This is a genomic window from Pseudomonas sp. LBUM1666 (assembly GCF_059695775.1).
This window is the reverse complement of the sequence record NZ_CP166789.1, coordinates 5667598-5687345: the sequence shown is the minus strand read 5'-3', so window position 1 is coordinate 5687345 and position 19748 is coordinate 5667598. Positions and strand designations below refer to the sequence as shown.

General features: G+C 58.5%; 15 protein-coding genes and 1 tRNA gene. 4 read left to right on the top strand and 12 right to left on the bottom strand.

Annotated elements, in window-relative coordinates:
* Nucleotides 1–29: 29 nt before the first annotated feature.
* From ACA056_RS26300 to ACA056_RS26290, 3 genes are all read right to left on the bottom strand, one after another.
* Nucleotides 30–824, bottom strand: coding sequence for a carbon-nitrogen hydrolase family protein (locus ACA056_RS26300; protein ID WP_497268804.1), 795 nt, complete (start codon nt 822–824; stop codon nt 30–32).
* Nucleotides 825–836: 12 nt separating this feature from the next.
* A complete protein-coding gene (locus ACA056_RS26295) occupies nt 837–2519 on the bottom strand; it encodes a flavin monoamine oxidase family protein (protein WP_497268802.1) in 1683 nt (560 codons plus the stop codon).
* A gap of 156 nt (nt 2520–2675) precedes the next feature.
* Nucleotides 2676–3137, bottom strand: coding sequence for an Lrp/AsnC family transcriptional regulator (locus ACA056_RS26290; RefSeq protein ID WP_007980298.1), 462 nt, complete (start codon nt 3135–3137; stop codon nt 2676–2678).
* A 205-nt stretch (nt 3138–3342) separates the two neighbouring features.
* Here ACA056_RS26290 and ACA056_RS26285 point away from each other — a divergent pair, with 205 nt between their 5' ends.
* The gene (locus ACA056_RS26285; protein WP_497273601.1) at nt 3343–3990 is read left to right on the top strand and encodes a peptidase M41; all 648 of its coding nucleotides are present in this window, start codon (nt 3343–3345) and stop codon (nt 3988–3990) included.
* Between the two features lie 95 nt (nt 3991–4085).
* Here the strand turns inward: ACA056_RS26285 and ACA056_RS26280 are convergent.
* From ACA056_RS26280 to rpsU, 5 genes are all read right to left on the bottom strand, one after another.
* Nucleotides 4086–4162: transfer RNA gene (locus ACA056_RS26280), tRNA-Ile, on the bottom strand.
* A 15-nt stretch (nt 4163–4177) separates the two neighbouring features.
* Nucleotides 4178–7924: an EAL domain-containing protein gene (locus tag ACA056_RS26275; protein WP_497268799.1), complete on the bottom strand. Its 3747-nt coding sequence runs from the start codon at nt 7922–7924 to the stop codon at nt 4178–4180.
* Nucleotides 7925–8046: 122 nt separating this feature from the next.
* Nucleotides 8047–9897, bottom strand: a complete 1851-nt coding sequence (gene rpoD / locus ACA056_RS26270) for an RNA polymerase sigma factor RpoD (protein ID WP_497268797.1) — start codon at nt 9895–9897, stop codon at nt 8047–8049.
* Nucleotides 9898–9964: 67 nt separating this feature from the next.
* Nucleotides 9965–11932, bottom strand: coding sequence for a DNA primase (gene dnaG, locus ACA056_RS26265; RefSeq protein ID WP_033056223.1), 1968 nt, complete (start codon nt 11930–11932; stop codon nt 9965–9967).
* Between the two features lie 482 nt (nt 11933–12414).
* Complete coding sequence (gene rpsU / locus ACA056_RS26260) at nt 12415–12630, bottom strand: 30S ribosomal protein S21 (RefSeq protein ID WP_002551877.1); 216 nt, start codon at nt 12628–12630, stop codon at nt 12415–12417.
* A 199-nt stretch (nt 12631–12829) separates the two neighbouring features.
* Between rpsU and tsaD the strand changes: the two genes are divergently transcribed.
* Entirely contained in the window at nt 12830–13855 is a 1026-nt protein-coding gene (tsaD, locus tag ACA056_RS26255) for a tRNA (adenosine(37)-N6)-threonylcarbamoyltransferase complex transferase subunit TsaD (RefSeq protein WP_497268795.1), read from the top strand.
* Nucleotides 13856–13878: 23 nt separating this feature from the next.
* On the opposite strand, the gene plsY is transcribed toward tsaD, so the two are convergent.
* On the bottom strand, nt 13879–14448 hold the full coding sequence (gene plsY / locus ACA056_RS26250) for a glycerol-3-phosphate 1-O-acyltransferase PlsY (RefSeq protein ID WP_129440691.1): 570 nt from the start codon (nt 14446–14448) through the stop codon (nt 13879–13881).
* Nucleotides 14449–14522: 74 nt separating this feature from the next.
* Between plsY and folB the strand changes: the two genes are divergently transcribed.
* Both folB and folK read left to right on the top strand, forming a co-directional pair.
* Nucleotides 14523–14879, top strand: coding sequence for a dihydroneopterin aldolase (gene folB, locus ACA056_RS26245; RefSeq protein ID WP_008008297.1), 357 nt, complete (start codon nt 14523–14525; stop codon nt 14877–14879).
* Nucleotides 14870–15388, top strand: a complete 519-nt coding sequence (gene folK, locus ACA056_RS26240; protein ID WP_497268793.1) for a 2-amino-4-hydroxy-6-hydroxymethyldihydropteridine diphosphokinase — start codon at nt 14870–14872, stop codon at nt 15386–15388. The genes folB and folK overlap by 10 nt, the downstream gene beginning before the upstream one ends.
* Nucleotides 15389–15470: 82 nt before the next feature.
* On the opposite strand, the gene ACA056_RS26235 is transcribed toward folK, so the two are convergent.
* The 3 genes from ACA056_RS26235 to ACA056_RS26225 form a co-directional block, all read right to left on the bottom strand.
* Nucleotides 15471–16700, bottom strand: a complete 1230-nt coding sequence (locus tag ACA056_RS26235) for a multifunctional CCA addition/repair protein (protein WP_497268791.1) — start codon at nt 16698–16700, stop codon at nt 15471–15473.
* Between the two features lie 63 nt (nt 16701–16763).
* Nucleotides 16764–18326 carry a SpoVR family protein gene (locus tag ACA056_RS26230; RefSeq protein ID WP_347803164.1) on the bottom strand — a complete coding sequence of 521 codons (1563 nt, stop codon included), beginning with the start codon at nt 18324–18326 and terminating at the stop codon, nt 16764–16766.
* Entirely contained in the window at nt 18323–19594 is a 1272-nt protein-coding gene (locus tag ACA056_RS26225) for a YeaH/YhbH family protein (protein WP_497268789.1), read from the bottom strand. The genes ACA056_RS26230 and ACA056_RS26225 overlap by 4 nt, the downstream gene beginning before the upstream one ends.
* Nucleotides 19595–19748 lie beyond the last annotated feature (154 nt).

Here is a 19748-nt window from a genome sequence, read left to right as displayed (position 1 = left end):
AAGCGCTAATGCTAGCGGATAAGGGGTAGTCAGCGCTTGTTCAGCTCGCCATAAAGCTCGGGGCGGCGATCGAGGAAGTAGCGATTGGCGGCGCGGGAATCGGCCATCAACTGACGATCCAGCTCGCCGACAATCAGTGCTTCATCGAGGCCGGCCTGGGCGATGCGGCTGCCATCCGGTGCGGCGATGCTGCTCTGGCCGCAATACTGGATCTCGCCTTCGTTGCCGCAATAGTTGGCGTAAGCCACATAGCACTGGTTTTCGAAAGCCCGGGCACGGACGGTGACGTCGGCGATGAAGTCGTAGGGAATCATGTTCGCCGTGGGCACCAGGATCAGCTCGGCGCCAGCCAGGGCCAGGCGTCGGGCGTTTTCCGGGAACTCCAGGTCGTAGCAGATCAGGAAGCCGAGCTTCCAGCCATTGAGTTCAACCAGCGGAAACTCATCCGGCCCGGCGCTGAACATCGAGTGATCGAGGTCGCCGAACAGGTGAGTCTTGCGGTAGTTGCACAACCGCTCGCCATTAGCGTCGATCAACTGCACGGCGTTGTAGATCTGCCCGTCTTCGGTGCGCTCGGGATAGCCATACAAAATGGCAATCCCGGCCGACTTGGCGATGCGCGCGATTTGCTGCGCAGACTCACCGTTGTGCACTTCCGCCAGCACGCTGACGGCATCGATGCCGATGTTGTAACCGGTCAAAAACATCTCCGGCAGCACCAGCAAATCCGCGCCCTTGGCCTCCAGCGCCAATTGATGCAGACGTTGCAGATTACCTGCGACATCCAGGGGCAGCGGTGGACATTGGTAAAGGGCTACGCGCATTCGGGATTCCTCTTACTCGGGCAGGGCGATCGGGCCGATCTCGTTGAACACATCTCCTGGACCCGGGTTCTCGGCGTGAGTTTCACCGCCGAAGTGTTTCATGATGCCCCACACCGCATTGAGCGAGGTCTGCACCGCGCCTTCGACCCACGCAGGCGTCCACGAAACATCGTCGCCGGCGATGAAAATCCCGCGCTGCTCGGCCGGCATGTCAGCCTGCATGAAGTGCGCGTACATACGCTGGTTGTAGCGATAGTGGCCGGGCAGGGCGCCTTTGAAAGCGCCGAGGAAATGCGGGTCGGCTTCCCAGGACACGGTGATCGGATCGCCAATGATCCGCGCAGCGATGTCGACTTTCGGGTAGATCTTTTTCAACGCATCCAGCGCCAGTTTCACGCGTTTTTCCACCGGGTGCGGGAGCATTTTCAGCGCGTCGCTCATCCATGAGTACGACAGGCAAATCACGCCCGGCTTGTCGTCGCCGTTGTCGAACAGATAGGTGCCGCGGGTCAGGCGATCGGTGAGGGTCATGCTCATCAGGTCGCGGCCGGTTTCCGGATCCTTGTCCTTCCAGAAGGGCCGGTCGACCATCACGAAGGTTTTCGACGATTGCATGTAGCGGGTGCGGTCGAGGGCCATCCACATTTTTTGCGAGAACAGGGTTTCATCGCATTCGATCTGGGTGGTCAGCAGCCAGCTCTGGCAGGTGGTCAGAACAGCGGCGTATTCGCGAGTGTCGCCGTAGTTGTCGGTGACCGTAAAACGGCCGTTCGCTGCGTGGGCGATTTTCTTCACGCCGGAGCGTGGAGCGCCCCTGTGCAACGAACTGAGGCTGGTGCCTTCCGGCCAGTGCACGCAACGTTCCGGCACATGACGCCAGATTCCCAGCGGCACTTGTTCCACGCCGCCGACCACCAAGTGCTGGTGATCGTCGCAGTTGGTCATGACCACACGGAAGATTTCCAGCATCGAGTTCGGGAAGTCCGAGTCCCAGCCGCCGGTACCGAAACCGACCTGACCAAACACTTCGCGGTGATGGAACGAGAGTTTGGCGAAGGCTTTGGAGGTGGCAACGAAGTCGTAGAAAGTGCGGTCGTCCCACAGCGGAACGAGGGTGTTCCACAGCTCTTTGAGGCGCGGCACATCACGGTCGCGGATCGCTTGCTGGATGTCAGAGAACTGTGAACCGGCTTCCAGCGCATCGGCCCAGGCGTCGGCGACTTCCTGGAACAGTGCAGGAAGATCCGCCAGCTTCTGTGCGTAATGGGTCTGACCTTCGAGGTCGATCACCGTGCTGCCCGAGGCAGGTGTCAGCGGGTTCGGGAAAGGTTTGGTTTCAAGGCCGAGCTTGTCGACGTAGTGATAAAACGCGGTGGACGACACCGGGAAGCGCATGCCGCCGAGCTCGGCGATGATGCCTTCAGCGCCGTTGAATGCCTGGGAGCGCAGACGGCCGCCCATTTTTGAGGCTTCGTAGACGACGGGTTTTAGGCCCATTTTCATCAATTCGTACGCTGCCACTAAACCTGCGATACCGGCACCGACGATCGCGACTTCGGCGCCATGGTTGTGCGCAGGAATGCTGCCCAGGCCGGCCGGGTGCTCGATCCAGTCGTCGAAAGCGAAGGGAAAGTCCGGACCGAAAATGGTGACTGGTTTTTTACCGTCTGCAGGATGGCGATTGTTCTTGTTCATGGCTGACCTTGCTGGCGACCGGACGCGGGATGCGCGTCTGAGTATAGGAAAAGATGGCAGCCATTCTAGAGAGCGTAGAACACGTTAATAAGACGCAATGTGTCGTCGTTTTGCTTGTTAATACTACAATTTGACGAGCATGAAGAGCAGATTGGATTAAACCGGCTGGCCCCGATCAATCTTGCTGCTGAGAATGATCGAGGTCGTGGTCTTCTCCACGCCATCCACGCTGCCAATTTGATCGAGCAACTGATCCAGCTGCTCAGGTGAATCAGTGCGCAGCCACGCCACGTAATCAAATTCGCCACTGACCGCGCACAATTGCTGAACCTGGGCCATCGCGCTGAGGCGTCGCAACACTTCCTTGCCCGAGCGCGGTTGCACCGTGATCCCGACGTACGCCTGCAAGCCGCCATCCACGACACGTTGACCCAAACGCACGCCGTAACCGGTGATCACTTTGGCCTTTTCCAGCCGAGCCAATCGCGAAGTCACGGTGGTGCGAGCAATGCCCAATTGTCGCGCGAGCATAGCCACGCTTTCGCGGGCATTGATCTGCAGGGCTGCAATCAATTGGCGGTCGATTTCGTCAAGAACGGGTGGGCGAGTGTCAGGCAAGGGTCGTCTCCAGCGGCACAGATCAATGGGTTGGCATGTTACAGGCACATCTCGCACAGCGGATGGTTGATCTCGCCTCAGTACCGTTCATACCAGTTTCTACATCACGGGGTTCTCTTTGGCTTGAGCAAGGCGCGATCGACAGGATGGACACCAACAGTCAGTCGTAGTCGAATGCAAAATCGAGGGATGCGAGGCAATGGAAATGACAAACAAAATGCCTCCCGCATTGCGGGATCATGCATTGCAGATTGCACATCATGAAATGGCGCACTACGTCGTAGCCCGTGCCTTGGGTTTTGCAACGGGCGGCGTGAGCCTGACAGTGACCATGGACTTGCGGCATCAAGGTGGGGCGTCCATAAGCTTGGCGCGGTCAATTTCGTCGATAGAAGCAATGAGGGAACATCTGGAAGCGCGGATGATGGTCCTGTTTGCTGGCGCTATGGGGCAGACATTAGCTTCAAAGCCTTCGCCCGAGAAACGCGTCGATAAGTCGAAAGCGACAGCCATCCTCAAAGGAGAGCTCGGGGCGGAACAGGATTACGCAAAAATAAGAGAGTTACGGCACTTGCTGCGCAATATCGCCTACCCCGATACGGATCCGGCGTCGTCTGACCGCATAACGGCTGAGCTGAAAGAGATTACTGATCGTGTGTGGTTTCGGACTCAAGAAATCGTAGAGGAACTGGCCGAAACGGTGACCGGATTGGGAAGCATGCTGGTAGACGGTATGGTCATCGTGGAGCAGTGGGGCAGGGCGGCGGATACGTATGAGGTCGTGTTGACGGGGGAAATGCTTGAGCGGCTGCAATCGGTGAAGGCCATTCCCGTGCTAACGGTGGCTTCTTGAGCCGAGGATGGCGTACGCATATGAGCGGCATCCACGGTAAGCAACCGATTAAACATCAGGCACGAAAAAGCCGCGCATTGCGCGGCTTTCTTGTTTGGTGGGCCCAGTAGGACTCGAACCTACGACCAAGGGATTATGAGTCCCCTGCTCTAACCAACTGAGCTATAGGCCCTCAGTAGGCCGCGGATTATAGCGACGGTTTCTCCGCTGTGCTATCCGAAAAGTCTGAAATGGCTATACGAAGAAACGTCGCGGCAAACTCTTCCGGTGGCAAGGGCAGGCTGACGATATAGCCCTGGATCTGTTCACAGCCTTCGGCAGCGAGGAATTGCTGCTGCGCGAGGGTTTCGACACCCTCGGCGATGATGGTGAATTGCATGCTGCGGCCCAGGGCGATGATGGCGCGAACGATGGCTACGTCATGGGGATCATCCGGCAGGCCGCGGACGAAAGACTGGTCGATCTTGAGAATGTCCAGTGGCAGACGTTTGAGGTAGCTCAGGGACGAGTAGCCGGTGCCGAAGTCGTCGATCGCCAGTTGCACGCCCAGGTGTTTGAGTTGATGCAGCACAGCCAGCGCCTCTTCAGCCTGGCTCATGATGAAGTTTTCAGTAATTTCCAGTTGCAGGAAACCGGGTTTGAGGCGGTTGTCCTTGAGCAATTGTTCGATCCGGCCGAGCAGGTTCGGCTGGCGCAATTGAGCGCCCGCGAGGTTGACCGACAGCGGGCCGACGGGTTCGTAAACCTGATTCCACTCGAACATCTGCCGGCAGGCGGTTTCGAGAACCCAATCGCCGATTTGCAGGATCATGCCGTTTTCTTCGGCCAGCGGAATGAAGTGCTCCGGTGGCACATCGCCGAAGGTCGGGTGGCGCCAGCGAATGAGCGCTTCTGCGCCGACCAGGCGATGGTCGACCAGGCTGATCTTCGGTTGATAATGGAGGTGCAGTTCGTTGCGCTCGATAGCGCGTCGCAGTTCATGTTCCAGTGCCACTCGCTCGCTGGCTTGAGCGGTGAGGTCGCGGGTGTAGCTTTCGACCCGGTTGCGACCCTTGGCCTTTGAGCGGTACATCGCCGCATCGGCGTTCTTGACCAGCGTGGCGACGTCGCAGCCATCTTTGGGATACAGGCTGGTGCCGATACTGGCGCTGATAAAAAACTCATGTTCGCCAGCCTGGAACGGTGCGCCAAAGCAATTGAGCAGCTTGGTCGCGATATTGTCGGCGTCACTGGCTTGCTGCAACCCGGGCAGCAGGATGATGAATTCGTCGCCGCCCAGGCGCGCCACGGTGTCGATGTCGCGCAACTGCTCCTTGAGGCGCACGGCAATGCCCTTGAGCAGCAGGTCACCGACCGGGTGACCCAGGCTGTCGTTGATGTGTTTGAAACGGTCCAGGTCCAGGAACAGCACCGCGCCCTGGCCGCCGTTTTCCTGTTGGTTGTTGAGCGCAGTCAGCAATCGGCTCTCGAACAGCGTGCGATTTGGCAGCCCGGTCAGCGGGTCGTGGTGTGCCTGGTAATCGAGCTTGGCCTGGGCGTGTTTGAGGCTGGAAATGTCCGCGAACACCGCGACAAAATGGGTGACGAATCTGTCTCGGTTGCGCACCGCACTGATGGTCAGCCAGCTCGGATAGAGCTCGCCATTCTTGCGCCGGTTGGAAATTTCGCCCTGCCAATGACCTTCGGCGGTCAGTTGATGCCACATGGCGGCATAAAACGCGCTGTCGTGCAGGCCCGAGGCGAGCAGGCGAGGGGTGTGGCCCAACGCTTCGCTCTCGCTGTAGCCGGTGATTTCGGTAAACGCACGGTTGACTGCGCTGATGTGCTGTTGAGTGTCGGTGATCAATACACCTTCGGCGGTGCTCTCGAATACCGTCGCAGCCTGTTGCAGTTTCTCCTGCATCAGGTGTCGCTCGGTGATATCCCGGGCGATGGTCAGCATGCAATCTTCATCGCCGATCGGTAGCGGACGGCTGGACACTTCGCAGAGGCGAATCTGTCCGTCGCTACGGCGTATATGGCAACTGAAGTCGCGGACGAAACCGTCCCGGTGCAGCAGATCGAGCATCTGTTTGCGTTCGTTGAGATTGACCCAGATTCCCAGTTCGAGGGCGGAGCGATCCACGGACATCGCGCTGTTGAAACCGGTAATGCGGCTGAAACCCTCGTTGACCTCAATCAGTAAACCGTCGCTCTGCCGTGACAATAGCAAGCCGTCGGGGGAGGCATGGAAGGCCTTGGCGAATTTCTCTTCGGAGGTTTGCAGCTGTTGCTGGGTTTCCTTGAGCTGGCTGATGTCCCGCACGACCACTACCAGCGCAGGGGTTGTATCGAGGTCGAACGGTTCAGCGGAGATCAGGCCGGTAAACACTTGGCCATTGTTGCGGCGAAAGGGCATCTCCAGGTTACGGATGCTGCCGGCCTGCAACCGTTGCAACAAGCCTGGCCCGACGCCGGGTATGCCCCAGATGTTCAGGTCGGTGGCCGTCTGCCCGATGACGTCTTCAGCCTTGAGGCCGATCTGTTCTTCGAACGCCTCGTTGACCTCCAGCAGGCAGCCGTCGGAGAGTCGCGCGATGACCAGAATGTCCGGGCATTGCTGGAACACCGAGGCGAACTTCTGTTCCGACAGGCGCAACGCCTCTTCGGTGCGCTTGGCTTCGCTGATGTCGATCATCAGCCCGCGCATTACCGGTTCATGGCCGTGCTCGATCAGGCTGACGATATCTCGCACCCAAATGCAGCGGCCATCGGCGGTGATGACCCGGTAATCGAGGCTGTGATCGCGTCCGGCCAGTACTTCGTGATCGCAGAAGGTCTGGGCGCGAGTCAGGTCGGCCGGGTGGATAATGTTGCGCCAGAAGCCCGGAATCAGCCAATGAGACAAGGGGTAACCGAGCAGATCCTCGGCATGGGGCGACACATAGCTGTAGGTGAAATCGCTGATCCGCGCTTCCCAGGCGATGGCCGAAAGGCTCTCCACCAGCCCGCGGTAATGGTATTCGCTGCTGCGCAGCTCTTGCTCCAGGTTGACCCGGCGGGCAATTTCTGAACTCAGCCGTCGGTTGATCCGGATAACCATCGCCAGCACGATGATCAGCAGCAGTAATCCCGGCAGACCGTAAACCAGCAGATCGTTCCAGAATGTTCGATGATCGAGGACGTTGCCGACCCAGTGCTCCTGAATCTCATTGATTTCGTTCGGGGTCATGTCCGCCAGGACTTTATCCAGAATGCCGACCAGTATCTTGTTGTCCCGGGGCACGCCCATCGCCAATTGATAGCGATAGGGGGTTTCGCCGCTGACGTAGAGCCCGTCGAGCTTTAGCTGACGCAGGCTCCAGACGCTGGAGGCGAGATCGCCGACCACCGCATCCACTTCATTGGTAGCCAGCGCCTGCAGCGCTGAGCTGACGTTAGGCATCGCCACCAGATTGAGGTCGGGATTGTGGGTGCGCAACAGCTCGTGGGGTGCGTAGTTTTCCACCACGGCGACTTTCAGACCGTACAAGTCTTCGAGTTTACGTGGCTGGGGGCCTCCGACATGGGCAAGGATGACAATCGGAAAGTCCAGGTAGGGGCGGGTGAATGAGAGGTAAGTCTGGCGCTCCGGGGTCGACATGATGCCGGGCAACAGGTCCAGCTTGGCTTGTTTGGCCTGCTCCAGGACGACGGTCCAGCTGACGGGCTCGATGGGCGTGAGCTTGATGGCCAGGCGTTGACGGATCCGGTCGATATAGTCTGCTGCAAGGCCCTGATAGCGGCCCTGATCGTCGCGAAACTCGAAGGGTGGCCATGACGCATCGACACCCAGGCGCAAGTCCGGGTGAGCCGCCAGCCAGCTACGTTCTTCGTCGGTCAGAGTCAGCGCGCCAGCCGTTGCGGTCCAGGTCAATAGCGACAGCAAAAAAAGCACGGTCGGCAGTCTGGGCATAACGGTCTCGTTATGGCTCGGGGAATGTTTCGAGTGTAGACGGGCAATTCGGAGGGAGGGAGGTGCGGGGGATTTAATCTGTATAAAAGCAAAACCCCCGGCCTGGGCCGGGGGTTTTGTTGTTACTCGTCGAGGAAGGAGCGCAAATGCTCGCTTCTCGTCGGGTGGCGCAGCTTGCGCAGCGCCTTGGCTTCGATCTGACGAATCCGTTCACGGGTCACGTCGAACTGCTTACCAACCTCCTCGAGGGTGTGGTCGGTATTCATGTCGATACCGAAGCGCATGCGCAGAACCTTGGCTTCACGGGCAGTGAGGCCGGACAGAACTTCGCGAGTCGCTTCTTTAAGGCTCTCAACAGTGGCGACATCGATTGGCGACTGCATGGTCGAGTCTTCGATGAAGTCACCCAGATGGGAGTCTTCGTCATCACCGATCGGGGTTTCCATGGAGATCGGCTCTTTAGCGATCTTCAATACCTTGCGGATCTTGTCCTCAGGCATTTCCATGCGTTCGCCCAGCTCTTCCGGGGTCGGTTCGCGACCCATTTCCTGCAACATCTGGCGGGAAATGCGGTTGAGCTTGTTGATCGTCTCGATCATGTGCACCGGAATACGGATGGTGCGGGCCTGGTCGGCGATCGAGCGAGTGATCGCCTGACGGATCCACCAGGTGGCATAAGTCGAGAATTTGTAGCCGCGGCGGTATTCGAACTTGTCTACCGCTTTCATCAAACCGATGTTGCCTTCCTGGATCAGATCGAGGAATTGCAGACCACGGTTGGTGTACTTCTTGGCGATGGAGATCACCAGACGCAAGTTCGCTTCTACCATCTCTTTCTTCGCGCGGCGGGCCTTGGCCTCACCGATCGACATGCGACGGTTGATGTCCTTGATCTCGGCGATCGTCAAACCGGTTTCGGTTTGCAGCGCGATCAGCTTCTGCTGGCAACGAATGATGTCCGGTTGCAGGCGACCAATGGCTTCAGCGTATTTGCTTTTGCCTTTGGCCAGTGCATCGGTCCAGCTTTCGTCGACTTCATTGCTCGGGAACTGGCGCAGGAAGTCGGCACGCGGCATACGAGCATCACGAACGCAAAGTTGCATGATCGCGCGCTCTTGCTGACGCAGACGATCCAGGGCACTGCGAACACGCTCGACCAGGCCTTCGAATTGCTTCGGAACCAGTTTGATCGGCATGAACAGCTCAGCCAGGAGCACCAGCTCGGCAATTGCCAGCTTGTTGCCACGACCGTGCTTTTTCAGCGCCTTGCGGGTGACTTCCATCTGATCGGAGACAGCACCAAAGCGCTGTGCAGCGATGACCGGATCCGGACCGCTTTCGGTTTCTTCTTCGTCATCAGTCGTCGCTTCGGCGTCATCGTCTTCGGTGTCGTCGTCCGCTTTCACGGCTTTCGGATCGACAGGCGGTGGCACTTCCGCTGCAGGTGGCGCAATACCGTCGTCCGGGTCGATATAACCGCTCAGGACGTCGGACAGGCGGCCACCTTCGGTGGTGACGCGAGTGTATTCGGAGAGAATATGGTCAACCGTGCCAGGGAAGTGCGCAATTGCGCCCATCACTTCGCGGATGCCCTCTTCAATACGTTTGGCGATTTCGATTTCGCCTTCACGTGTGAGGAGCTCTACCGTACCCATTTCACGCATGTACATGCGCACTGGGTCGGTGGTGCGACCAATGTCGGTCTCGACCGCTGCCAACGCTGCTGCTGCCTCTTCGGCCGCGGCTTCGTCGGTATCGGCGTCGGCCAGCATAAGGGAATCCTTATCTGGCGCAACCTCGAATACGTTGATCCCCATGTCATTGATCATGCGGATGATGTCTTCCACCTGTTCCGGATCTGAAATATCCTCCGGCAGGTGGTCGTTGACCTCCGCGTAAGTCAGGTAACCCTGCTCACGACCAAGTGTGATCAACTCTTTGATACGAGACTGCTGTTGCGCTTTTCCGGACATAACACCCTATCCACTGAAGGTCTTGGCGGGCAAAAAACAAGCCGAGGATTATACCTGAGCTATGACCTCACGCGCCAGTTGAGGTCGGGCTTGTTGCGGAAACATTGCGACTTAATAGGTCGCGCAGTTGATTTTTCTCTTCGGCACTCAGTTCACTTTGACGTGCTTTCCTGAGAAGTTGTTCCAGGTTTCGCTCGCGTTGGCGAGCTGACAAGCTAGTAATGGTGTCGAAAAACTGTTGTTCAAGGTTATCTCCATCAATCAGCCATTCCTTTTCCGCCAGCGCCTTGAGCAAACGTCCTTGCTCCGTACCGTGCCAGCGTGCAATCAACTGAAATGAGTTTAGCTTGGGATTCTTCTGTACGGCTTCGAGAAGGGCCACCAGTAATTGTGTGTTGGTGTGATCCTCGGCAGCAAAGTGTCCGGCATCCTCGACTTTCTCGGCCAATTGAGGGTGATGCAATAGCGTGCGCAAGGCGGCCAGGGTCGGCGGCTCTACAGCGGCCGGCACCCGTGGCGCGCGGGGTTGATCGTGATCACCACCGCGTTTGCCGTTTTTGTCCCACGGTTTTTTGTCCCATTTTTTGCCGCCGGCGCCGGGTTTCTTCGGCGTCCATTCCTGTTGCGGCGCATACATCTCTTGTGCCTGCGGCTGATGGTAGTCGCTGTAATCCGGCATGGCGTCGTAATCGATGCCCGGGTCGTACGCCGGCGGCGCTTCCTGGGGGGCGCTTTGTACCAGTTGGCTCACGGCTTCACCGCTAAGCCCGGTAATTTCGGTCAGGCGTTGACGCATCAGGATACGCAGGTTCGCACCCGGGACTTTGTCGATCAGTGGCGCCGCGAGGGTGGCCATGTGGGCCTTGCCTTCGAGCGAGCGTGGGTCCGATTCTTCGGTCAGCTGTTGAAAAAAATAATCCGCTAATGGTTGGGCGTGCTGGTTGATCCGTGCGCGGAAGGCGTCAGTGCCTTCGGAGCGGACCAGCGTGTCCGGGTCTTCGCCTTCGGGGAGGAACAGAAAGCGTGCGCGCCGCCCGTCCTGCAGGCTCGGCAGCGCTGCCTCCAATGCCCGCCAGGCGGCATTTCGACCTGCCTGATCGCCGTCGAAACAGAACAGCACGTTGGGCACGACGCGAAACAGGCGCTTCAAGTGCTCTTCGCTGGTGGCGGTGCCCAGGGTCGCGACAGCATTGCGCAGGCCTTGCTGGGCGAGGGCGATAACATCCATGTAGCCTTCGACGACGATTATTTCGTCGAGGTTGCGGTTGTTCTTGCGTGCTTCATAAAGGCCGTAGAGTTCCTGGCCCTTATGGAATACCGGGGTTTCCGGTGAGTTCAGGTATTTCGGCTTGTCGTCGCCCAATACCCGGCCGCCGAAGGCGATGATTCGCCCGCGGCTGTCGCGGATCGGGAACATCACGCGATCGCGGAAGCGGTCATAGCGTTTGCCGGTTTCGGCGTTCTCGATCAGCAAGCCGGCATCGATCATGGCTTTCTGTTGCAGGGTGTCGCTGCTCAAGTGCTTGAACAGATTGTCCCAGCCAGGCGGGGCAAAGCCGAGGCCGAAGTCACGGGCGATTTCACCGGTCAGTCCGCGACCTTTCAAGTAATCCACAGCCGCTTTTCGCGATGGATGGCTTTTCAGTGCCTGACGGTAAAAGTCGGCGGCGGCGGTGAGCAGCGGGTAGAGCGGCGAATCGGTCGGCTGCCGCGGTTTGTGCGGACGTCCGCTTTCTTCGCGGGGGATTTCCATGCCGGCGGCTTTGGCCAGTTCTTCGACAGCCTGGACGAAATCCAGATTGTCGTGGTCCATCATGAAGCCGAGGGCGTTGCCGCCAGCGCCGCAGCCAAAGCAATAATAGAACTGCTTGTCGGGGCTGACGCTGAAGGAGGGGGTTTTCTCTTTGTGAAACGGGCAGCAGGCGGTGTAATTCTTGCCAGCCTTTTTCATTTGCAGGCGCGAGCTGACCACATCGACGATGTCGGTCCGGTTCAGAAGGTCGTCAATGAAGCTCTGGGGAATTAGCCCGGCCATGGCGTTCTCGTCATCTGCGCTGCAATGGATCCGAAACGAAGAGCGGCTGAGCGCGGGTCGTTGTTTGAGGCGCGCAAAATGTGCGGCTCGACCAGTGTCGTCTGCGTAATCGCTGTCGGGAAGTGTATCTGCCGAAAATCCACTGACGTTAGTACCAATCAGTATTCGACTATTTGAAAGTGTTGCGCTGAATCCGGCTGCGGCCTGTCGATGGCCTCGGATAGCTCATAAGCTGGCACGCAAGAAGGTGCCTTGGGCTGATCGTCGTGAGAGGAATCAGTGGGTGTGCTCGTCAGTAGCCTTGGAAGGCTCGTCAGAAAAGACGTGCACCGCTGGCAAAAGAGCCAGGTCTGACGCTGTGAAGCAGGTTTGTCTCGGTCGCGTGTGCGGCTTTGACGGTGAAGCATCAAGCGTTGTCCGCAAATGCCATTAGCCCGGCTGAGGGCCGGGCTTGGCAGAAGCTTGCTACGAACGTCTGTGTATTAGTACAGACGAACCGCGCGGCGCTGTTCGCGCTGAACTTTCTTGGCGTGACGCTTAACAGCGGCTGCTGCTTTGCGCTTACGCTCAGAAGTAGGCTTCTCGTAGAATTCGCGGCTACGAACTTCAGCCAGTACACCGGCTTTTTCGCAGGAGCGCTTGAAACGACGCAGAGCTACGTCGAAGGGTTCGTTCTCTTTTACTTTGACGGCTGGCATCCAGAGCTACCTTCATTCATTACCGGGGTCAACATCCTCGTGGCAAAAGAGCACTTGAAGACGTCGGTTTTTAAGGGTTGCGGATGTTAACTCCTCATCGACAGGAATGCAAAGCCTCTGATCGAAAACCGCTAGTCGGGGCATCCCATGGCGACTATTATGCGCGCCTTCGAATTCAGCCTAAACAAGGCGCAAACCCATGCTAGTACTGGGATTAGAAACCTCCTGCGACGAAACCGGTGTCGCATTATATGACAGTGAGCGCGGCCTGCTGGCCGACGCGCTGTTCAGCCAGATCGACCTGCACCGCGCCTATGGCGGGGTCGTGCCCGAGCTGGCCTCGCGTGATCACGTCAAACGCATGCTGCCCTTGATTCGTCAGGTGTTGGCCGAAGCTGACTGTGTGCCGACCGAGATCGACGCCATCGCTTATACCGCGGGTCCTGGCCTGGTCGGTGCCTTGTTGGTGGGCGCCTCTTGCGCTCAGGCGCTGGCCTTCGCCTGGGGTATTCCGGCGCTGGGTGTGCACCACATGGAAGGTCACCTGCTGGCGCCGATGCTGGAGTCGCAACCACCGGAATTCCCGTTCGTCGCTTTGTTGGTGTCTGGCGGTCATACGCAGCTGGTTCAGGTCGACGGGATCGGTCAATACACACTCTTGGGCGAGACCCTCGACGATGCCGCCGGTGAAGCTTTTGACAAGACCGCGAAGATGATGGGGCTCAATTATCCGGGTGGCCCGGAAATCGCGCGCCTGGCGGAGCAAGGGGTTGCAGGACGTTTCACTTTCCCGCGTCCGATGTGCGACCGCCCGGGCCTGGCTTTCAGCTTCAGTGGCTTGAAAACCTTCGCCCTGAACACCTGGCAGCAGTGTGTCAGCGCCGGGGACGACAGCGAGCAAGCCCGTTGCGACATCTCGCTGGCGTTCCAGCAGGCCGTGGTGGAGACTTTGACCATCAAGTGCAAGCGAGCCCTGAAACAGGCCGGTATGAAGCGTCTGGTGATCGCTGGCGGCGTCAGCGCCAACAAGGCACTGCGTACCTCACTTGAGAAGATGCTCGGCGACATGAAGGGCGATGTTTTTTATGCTCGCCCGGAGTTCTGCACCGACAACGGCGCGATGATTGCCTTTGCCGGCTGCCAGCGTTTGCAGGCCGGCCAGCATGAAAGCCTGGCGATCAGCGTGCAGGCGCGTTGGCCGATGGAGCAATTGTCGGCGCTGTGATGAGCGGCGCTCATGCCCGGTAATTAAAAATGCCGTTCGCGCCCGGCAAACAGGTCGCGTAGATTGCCCCGATGACGCCAGACAATCAGTCCCGTGAGTGCGCTCATGGGCAGCAGTGCCGCCGGTTCTTGCCAGGCCAGCAGCGGCAGGGTCAGCGGTGTGGCGATCAAGGCCGCCAATGAGCTGGTGCGAGTCAGGTAGAACGTCAGCAGCCAGGCGCAAACCGCCAGCAGTGCTGCGGGCGGGTAGAGGCCCAGCAACATGCCGGCAGCGGTGGCGACACCCTTGCCACCGCGAAAGCGAAAGTACAGCGGGAACAGGTGACCGATGACGGCACAGACGCCGATCCAGGCCTGCTCCTGAAGCGAAAGGCCCGCAACGCCGGCGATCAGTACGGGTAGCAGACCTTTGAAGAGGTCCCCGATCAAGGTCAGAACGGCGAGCTTTTTGCCGGCCAGGCGCAACATGTTGGTGGCGCCGGCATTGCCCGAGCCACTCATTCGCGGATCGGGGTTACCGGTCAGGCGGCTGAGCAAAATGGCGAAGGACAGAGAGCCGAGCAGGTAGGCGAGGGTCGCCAGTAACCAAAACATGCTAACTATTCCGGGCGAGGACGCCCTGATTCTAACGGCGCATTGCGCCCTTGTCGTGCAGCGGAGAAAAGTGCTTGGACAGAGTGTTTATCGAGGGCCTGGAAGTCGACACCGTGATTGGTGCCTACGACTGGGAGCGAGGCATCCGACAGTGCTTGCGTCTTGATCTGAGCTTCGCCTGGGATAATCGCCCGGCCGCCGCCGGTGATGACCTGACACTGGCGCTCGATTACGCCAGTGTGTCGTCGCGAATCCAGGCCTTTGCCGAGCAGGCGCAGTTCCAGCTGGTCGAGACCTTCGCCGAGCGTCTGGCTGAAGTCCTGATGAGCGAATTCAACATCACCTGGATGCGTCTCAAGCTGACCAAGCCAGGCGCCATCCCGGCTGCCACGGGCGGTGTGGGCGTGGAGATCGAGCGCGGATGTCGCTGACTCAGGTGTATCTCGGGCTCGGTAGCAATATCGAGCGCGAATCCCATTTGCAGGCTGGCCTGGAAGCCTTGGCAGGCTTCCTGGTGGATATACGCTGCTCGGCGGTGTTCGAAAGCCAGCCGGTGGGGATCAAGAGCGGGCCGTTCTTCAATTTTGTGGTGTCGGCTTTTACCGATTTGCCGCTGATGGAGCTGGATCGCCGGCTGAAATTCATCGAGGCGGACAACGGCCGTTATGCGCCGGATCGCAAGGGTTTGCCGCTGGATATCGACGTTTTGCTATTCGGCGATCTGGTGGGCAACTTCGATGGTTTGATCCTGCCGCGGGCAGAGATTCTGAAAAATGCCTTCGTGCTGTGGCCGTTGTCGCTGATTGCGCCGGATCGCGTGCATCCGGGTGTAGGCAAGAGCTTTGCGGCGTTGTGGTGTGAGGCGAAGATTGATCAGGTGTTAGCGCCGGTGGCGTTCGAGTGGCGCGGTGAGCAGTTGACCCCTTCAGAATTGTTGTGATGCGGATGACGTCTTCGCGAGCAGGCTCGCTCCCACAGGATTTGCGCTGACCCCTGTGGGAGCGAGCTGCTCGCGAAGCTTTTCAGGCAGACGCCGCTTCCTTGTAGAATTTCAACGCTTTCAGGCGTTCTCGTTTCAGAGCTTCACCCAGCTCCGGCCCCTTGAATCCCTTCTCCAGCAACGGCTGAACCGCCACGGTCCGAGCAGCATTCGCCGCTCCCCGCAAATATTCCGCCTGTGGATAACTTCGCTGCTCCAATCCTTTGCGTCCACGCGCGTCCATCTCGCACGCCGCGATAAATTCCTCGAACCGCTGCGGCCGACGGTAAATGTCAAAACTTTGCAGCAACTCCAGCAAAGTCGACGGCTTCAGCTCCAGGGCGCGATGGCCGTGGGTGTGATATTCGCCCACCAGCAGTGCCAGCTCCTGACAGTCCTTCGGCGCCTTGAAGCGTTCGTTGACCGCTTTGATCAGCTTCAAGCCCTTGTGCTCATGAGCAATGTGTCGGGGCCACTCTTCCTCGGGCGTCAGTCCTTTGCCGAGGTCGTGCAGTAGGCAGGCCCAGCGTACGGTGAGTGGTTGTTTATGCTTCGCCGCTTGCTCCAGCACGCTCAGGGTGTGCACGCCCGTGTCGATTTCCGGGTGGTGGGCTTCCGGTTGCGGTACGCTGAACAGGGCATCGACTTCCGGCATCAATACCTTGAGAGCGCCACACTCGCGCAGCACTTCGATGAACACCTGTGGCTGATCTTCCATCAGGGCGCGGGAAATTTCCTTCCAGCTGCGTTCGGCGGTCAAGGCTTCCAGTTCGCCTGATTCGCTGAGATGGCGCATCAGTTCCAGTGTCTCCGGCGCCACGGTGAAACCGAGCCCCGCATAACGAGCTGCGAAGCGGGCAACGCGCAGGACCCGGAGTGGATCTTCGGCGAACGCGGGGGAAACGTGACGAAGCAAGCGCGCCTCGAGATCGCGCTGGCCATGGTAAGGATCGGTCAGGTTCTGCTGATCGTCTTCGGCCATGGCATTGATGGTCAGGTCACGACGGATCAGGTCTTCTTCGAGGGTGACTTCGGGGCTGGCGTGAAAGGTAAAGCCGCCGTAACCGCGTCCGCTTTTGCGCTCGGTCCGGGCGAGGGCGTATTCCTCACCGCTTTTGGGGTGAAGAAAAACCGGGAAATCCGCACCCACCGGGCGAAAGCCCTTGGCGAGCATTTCTTCAGTGGTGGCGCCAACAACAACCCAGTCGATGTCGGTGACAGGCTTGCCCAGCAGGCGATCACGTACCGCGCCGCCGACTTTATAAATCTGCATAAAAAACCTCCGTTAGCCCGACAGAATAACCTTTGCGTCGAACCTCCGGAGGCAGAAACAGGATCAAAGATGGATGACAGCCAGGTCCAGCCGGCCGTAGTCCCCTTCGCTGTGTTCACCTCTGGGCGGAACATGATGGACTTTCATCACCTGGTCGCCTTGCAGGGTTTCCAGATGAATATCGAAGCCCCAGAGGCGATGCAGGTGTTTGAGCACTTCCTCGGTGGACTCGCCCAGCGGTTTGCGGTCGTGTTGTTGGTGACGCAAGGTCAGCGAGCGGTCACCACGCCGGTCGATGCTGTAGATCTGCACGTTGGGTTCACGATTGCCGAGGTTGTACTGTGCCGCCAGGGTTTCACGGATGATGCGGTAGCCACCTTCGTCATGAATGGCCGGGACCAGCAGATCGTCCTTCTGGTCATCATCAAGAATGCTGAACAACTTCAGGTCACGGATCACCTGGGGTGACAGGTACTGCAGGATGAAGCTTTCATCCTTGAAGCTGCTCATGGCGAACTTGATGCTCGACAGCCAGTCGGTGCCGGCAATCTCAGGGAACCAGCGGTAGTCCTCTTCGGTAGGGTGTTCACACATGCGGCGAATGTCCCGGTACATGGCGAAACCCAGGGTGTAGGGGTTTATGCCGTTGTAGTAGGGGCTGTCGAAGCCGGGTTGATAGACCACGCTGGTGTGGGACGTCAAAAACTCCATCATGAAGCCGTCGGTCACCAGGCCTTCGTCATACAGGTCGTTCATCAGGGTGTAATGCCAGAACGTGGCCCACCCCTCGTTCATCACCTGAGTCTGACGTTGCGGGTAGAAATACTGAGCGATCTTGCGCACGATCCGCACGATTTCCCGCTGCCATGGCTCCAGCAGTGGGGCGTGTTTTTCGATGAAGTAGAGGATATTTTCCTGAGGCTCGGCGGGGAAGCGTGCGTTGTCCTTGTCGCTGTACTTGTCCGCACCTTTTGGAATGGTCCGCCACAGGTCGTTGATCTGTTTCTGCAAATGCTCTTCCCGATCCTTTTGCCGGCGACGTTCTTCTTCAGCGGAAATCGGATATGGGCGTTTGTAGCGATCGACCCCATAGTTCATCAGGGCGTGGCAGGAATCCAGCAGGTCCTCGACCGCGTCGATACCGTGGCGCTCTTCGCACTGCATGATGTATTGCTTGGCGAAGACCAGGTAATCGATGATCGAACTGGCGTCAGTCCAGGTGCGGAACAGGTAGTTGCCTTTGAAAAAACTGTTGTGCCCATAGCAGGCATGGGCGACGACCAACGCCTGCATGCAGATGGTGTTTTCTTCCATCAAATAGGCAATGCAGGGGTCCGAGTTGATCACGATCTCGTAGGCCAACCCCATCTGCCCACGGCTGTAAGATTTTTCGGTGCTGAGGAAGTGTTTGCCATAGGACCAATGGTGATAACCCAGCGGCATGCCGACGGAGGCATAGGCGTCCATCATCTGCTCGGCGGTGATCACTTCGATCTGGTTAGGGTAAGTATCGAGCGCGTAGCGAGCCGCCAGACGACTGATTTCTTTGTCGTAGGCCTGAATCAGCTCGAACGTCCATTCGGAGCCGGTGGAAATGGGTTGGCGCTTCTGCTCTTTGGCGGTCATGTCACTAACCTGCGCTGGAAGAGTTCACGGAAGACCGGATAGATATCCCCGGCCGAGACCAGTTGTTGCTGGGCAAAAGTGTCAGAGAAGGCTTCGGCGATGCGTTCGTACTCGAACCACAAGGCCTGATGTTCGCGCGGGGTGATCTCAACGTAAGTGTAGTACTGCACGAACGGCATGATCTGGTTGATCAGGATGTCGCGGCAAATCGGCGAGTCGTCGTTCCAGTTATCGCCGTCGGAGGCCTGGGCGGCATAGATGTTCCACTCGTTGCTCGGATAACGCTCGGCCATGATCTCCTGCATCAGTTTCAAGGCGCTGGAAACGATGGTGCCGCCGGTTTCGCGAGAATAGAAAAACTCCTCTTCATCCACTTCCCTGGCACTGGTGTGGTGGCGGATGAACACGACGTCGATCTTGTCGTAGTTACGCTTGAGAAACAGGTACAGCAGGATAAAGAAACGCTTGGCGATGTCCTTGGTCGCTTGGGTCATGGAGCCGGACACGTCCATCAGGCAGAACATCACCGCTTTGGAACTGGGGTTGGGTTGCTTGATGAGCAAGTTGTACTTGAGGTCGAAGGTATCGAGGAACGGTACGCGATGAATGCGCGCACTGAGTTTTTCGATTTCTGCTTCGACTTCCCGAATATCGCCGAAGTTGTCTGGCTCATCACGCTTGAGTCGCAGGAGTTCTTCCTTGGCTTCGCGTAATTTTGCCCGGCTGCTGCCAGACAGGGCGATTCGCCGTGCATGGGCCGAGCGCAAAGTGCGGATGATGTTGATCCGCGACGGATTGCCCTCGTTACTGATCCCGGCACGAACGGTCTTGAAGGTGTCGGTGCCGGTCAGGTTGCGCTTGACCAGGTTCGGTAGTTCAAGGTCCTCGAACATGAATTCGAGGAATTCCTCCTGGGTGATCTGGAAGACGAATTCGTCCATCCCTTCGCCCGAGTTGCCGGCCTTGCCGGGGCCTCTGCCACCGCCACCTCCGGGCGGACGGGCAATGTGCTCGCCGCTGGTGAATTCCTTGTTGCCCGGGTGCACGACGGTCTGCTTGCCACCGCGACCGTGGTGAAGCACCGGCTCATCAATGTCGCGGCCGGGAATGCTGATCTGTTCGCCGTGTTCCATATCGGTAATGGAGCGCCGGCTGACCGCCTCTTCGACAGCCTTTTTGATGTGATCACGGTAACGCCGCAGAAACCGCTGACGGTTCACCGTGCTCTTGTTCTTGCCATTGAGACGTCGGTCGATCACATAGCTCATGACTGCTCCTTAGAAGCTGTCCTGAAAGGGGCGAGCGGTTATGCAGCATCGACGGTGCCAAGGGATGTTCACGCTCCCCCAAGCGCTTTTGGACGCTGCCTGAACCTCGCTACCGACTTTCGAACACCTTCCAGAGGTCTGTGTAACAGAAAAT

What these genes read in the sequence shown, in the direction of transcription:
- ACA056_RS26300 (WP_497268804.1), bottom strand. Translation starts at nt 824, where the DNA reads ATGCGCGTAGCCCTTTACCAATGTCCACCGCTGCCCCTGGATGTCGCA.
- ACA056_RS26295 (WP_497268802.1), bottom strand. Translation starts at nt 2,519, where the DNA reads ATGAACAAGAACAATCGCCATCCTGCAGACGGTAAAAAACCAGTCACC.
- ACA056_RS26285 (WP_497273601.1), top strand. Translation starts at nt 3,343, where the DNA reads ATGACAAACAAAATGCCTCCCGCATTGCGGGATCATGCATTGCAGATT.
- ACA056_RS26275 (WP_497268799.1), bottom strand. Translation starts at nt 7,924, where the DNA reads ATGCCCAGACTGCCGACCGTGCTTTTTTTGCTGTCGCTATTGACCTGG.
- rpoD (WP_497268797.1), bottom strand. Translation starts at nt 9,897, where the DNA reads ATGTCCGGAAAAGCGCAACAGCAGTCTCGTATCAAAGAGTTGATCACA.
- dnaG (WP_033056223.1), bottom strand. Translation starts at nt 11,932, where the DNA reads ATGGCCGGGCTAATTCCCCAGAGCTTCATTGACGACCTTCTGAACCGG.
- rpsU (WP_002551877.1), bottom strand. Translation starts at nt 12,630, where the DNA reads ATGCCAGCCGTCAAAGTAAAAGAGAACGAACCCTTCGACGTAGCTCTG.
- tsaD (WP_497268795.1), top strand. Translation starts at nt 12,830, where the DNA reads ATGCTAGTACTGGGATTAGAAACCTCCTGCGACGAAACCGGTGTCGCA.
- plsY (WP_129440691.1), bottom strand. Translation starts at nt 14,448, where the DNA reads ATGTTTTGGTTACTGGCGACCCTCGCCTACCTGCTCGGCTCTCTGTCC.
- folK (WP_497268793.1), top strand. Translation starts at nt 14,870, where the DNA reads ATGTCGCTGACTCAGGTGTATCTCGGGCTCGGTAGCAATATCGAGCGC.
- ACA056_RS26235 (WP_497268791.1), bottom strand. Translation starts at nt 16,700, where the DNA reads ATGCAGATTTATAAAGTCGGCGGCGCGGTACGTGATCGCCTGCTGGGC.
- ACA056_RS26230 (WP_347803164.1), bottom strand. Translation starts at nt 18,326, where the DNA reads ATGACCGCCAAAGAGCAGAAGCGCCAACCCATTTCCACCGGCTCCGAA.
- ACA056_RS26225 (WP_497268789.1), bottom strand. Translation starts at nt 19,594, where the DNA reads ATGAGCTATGTGATCGACCGACGTCTCAATGGCAAGAACAAGAGCACG.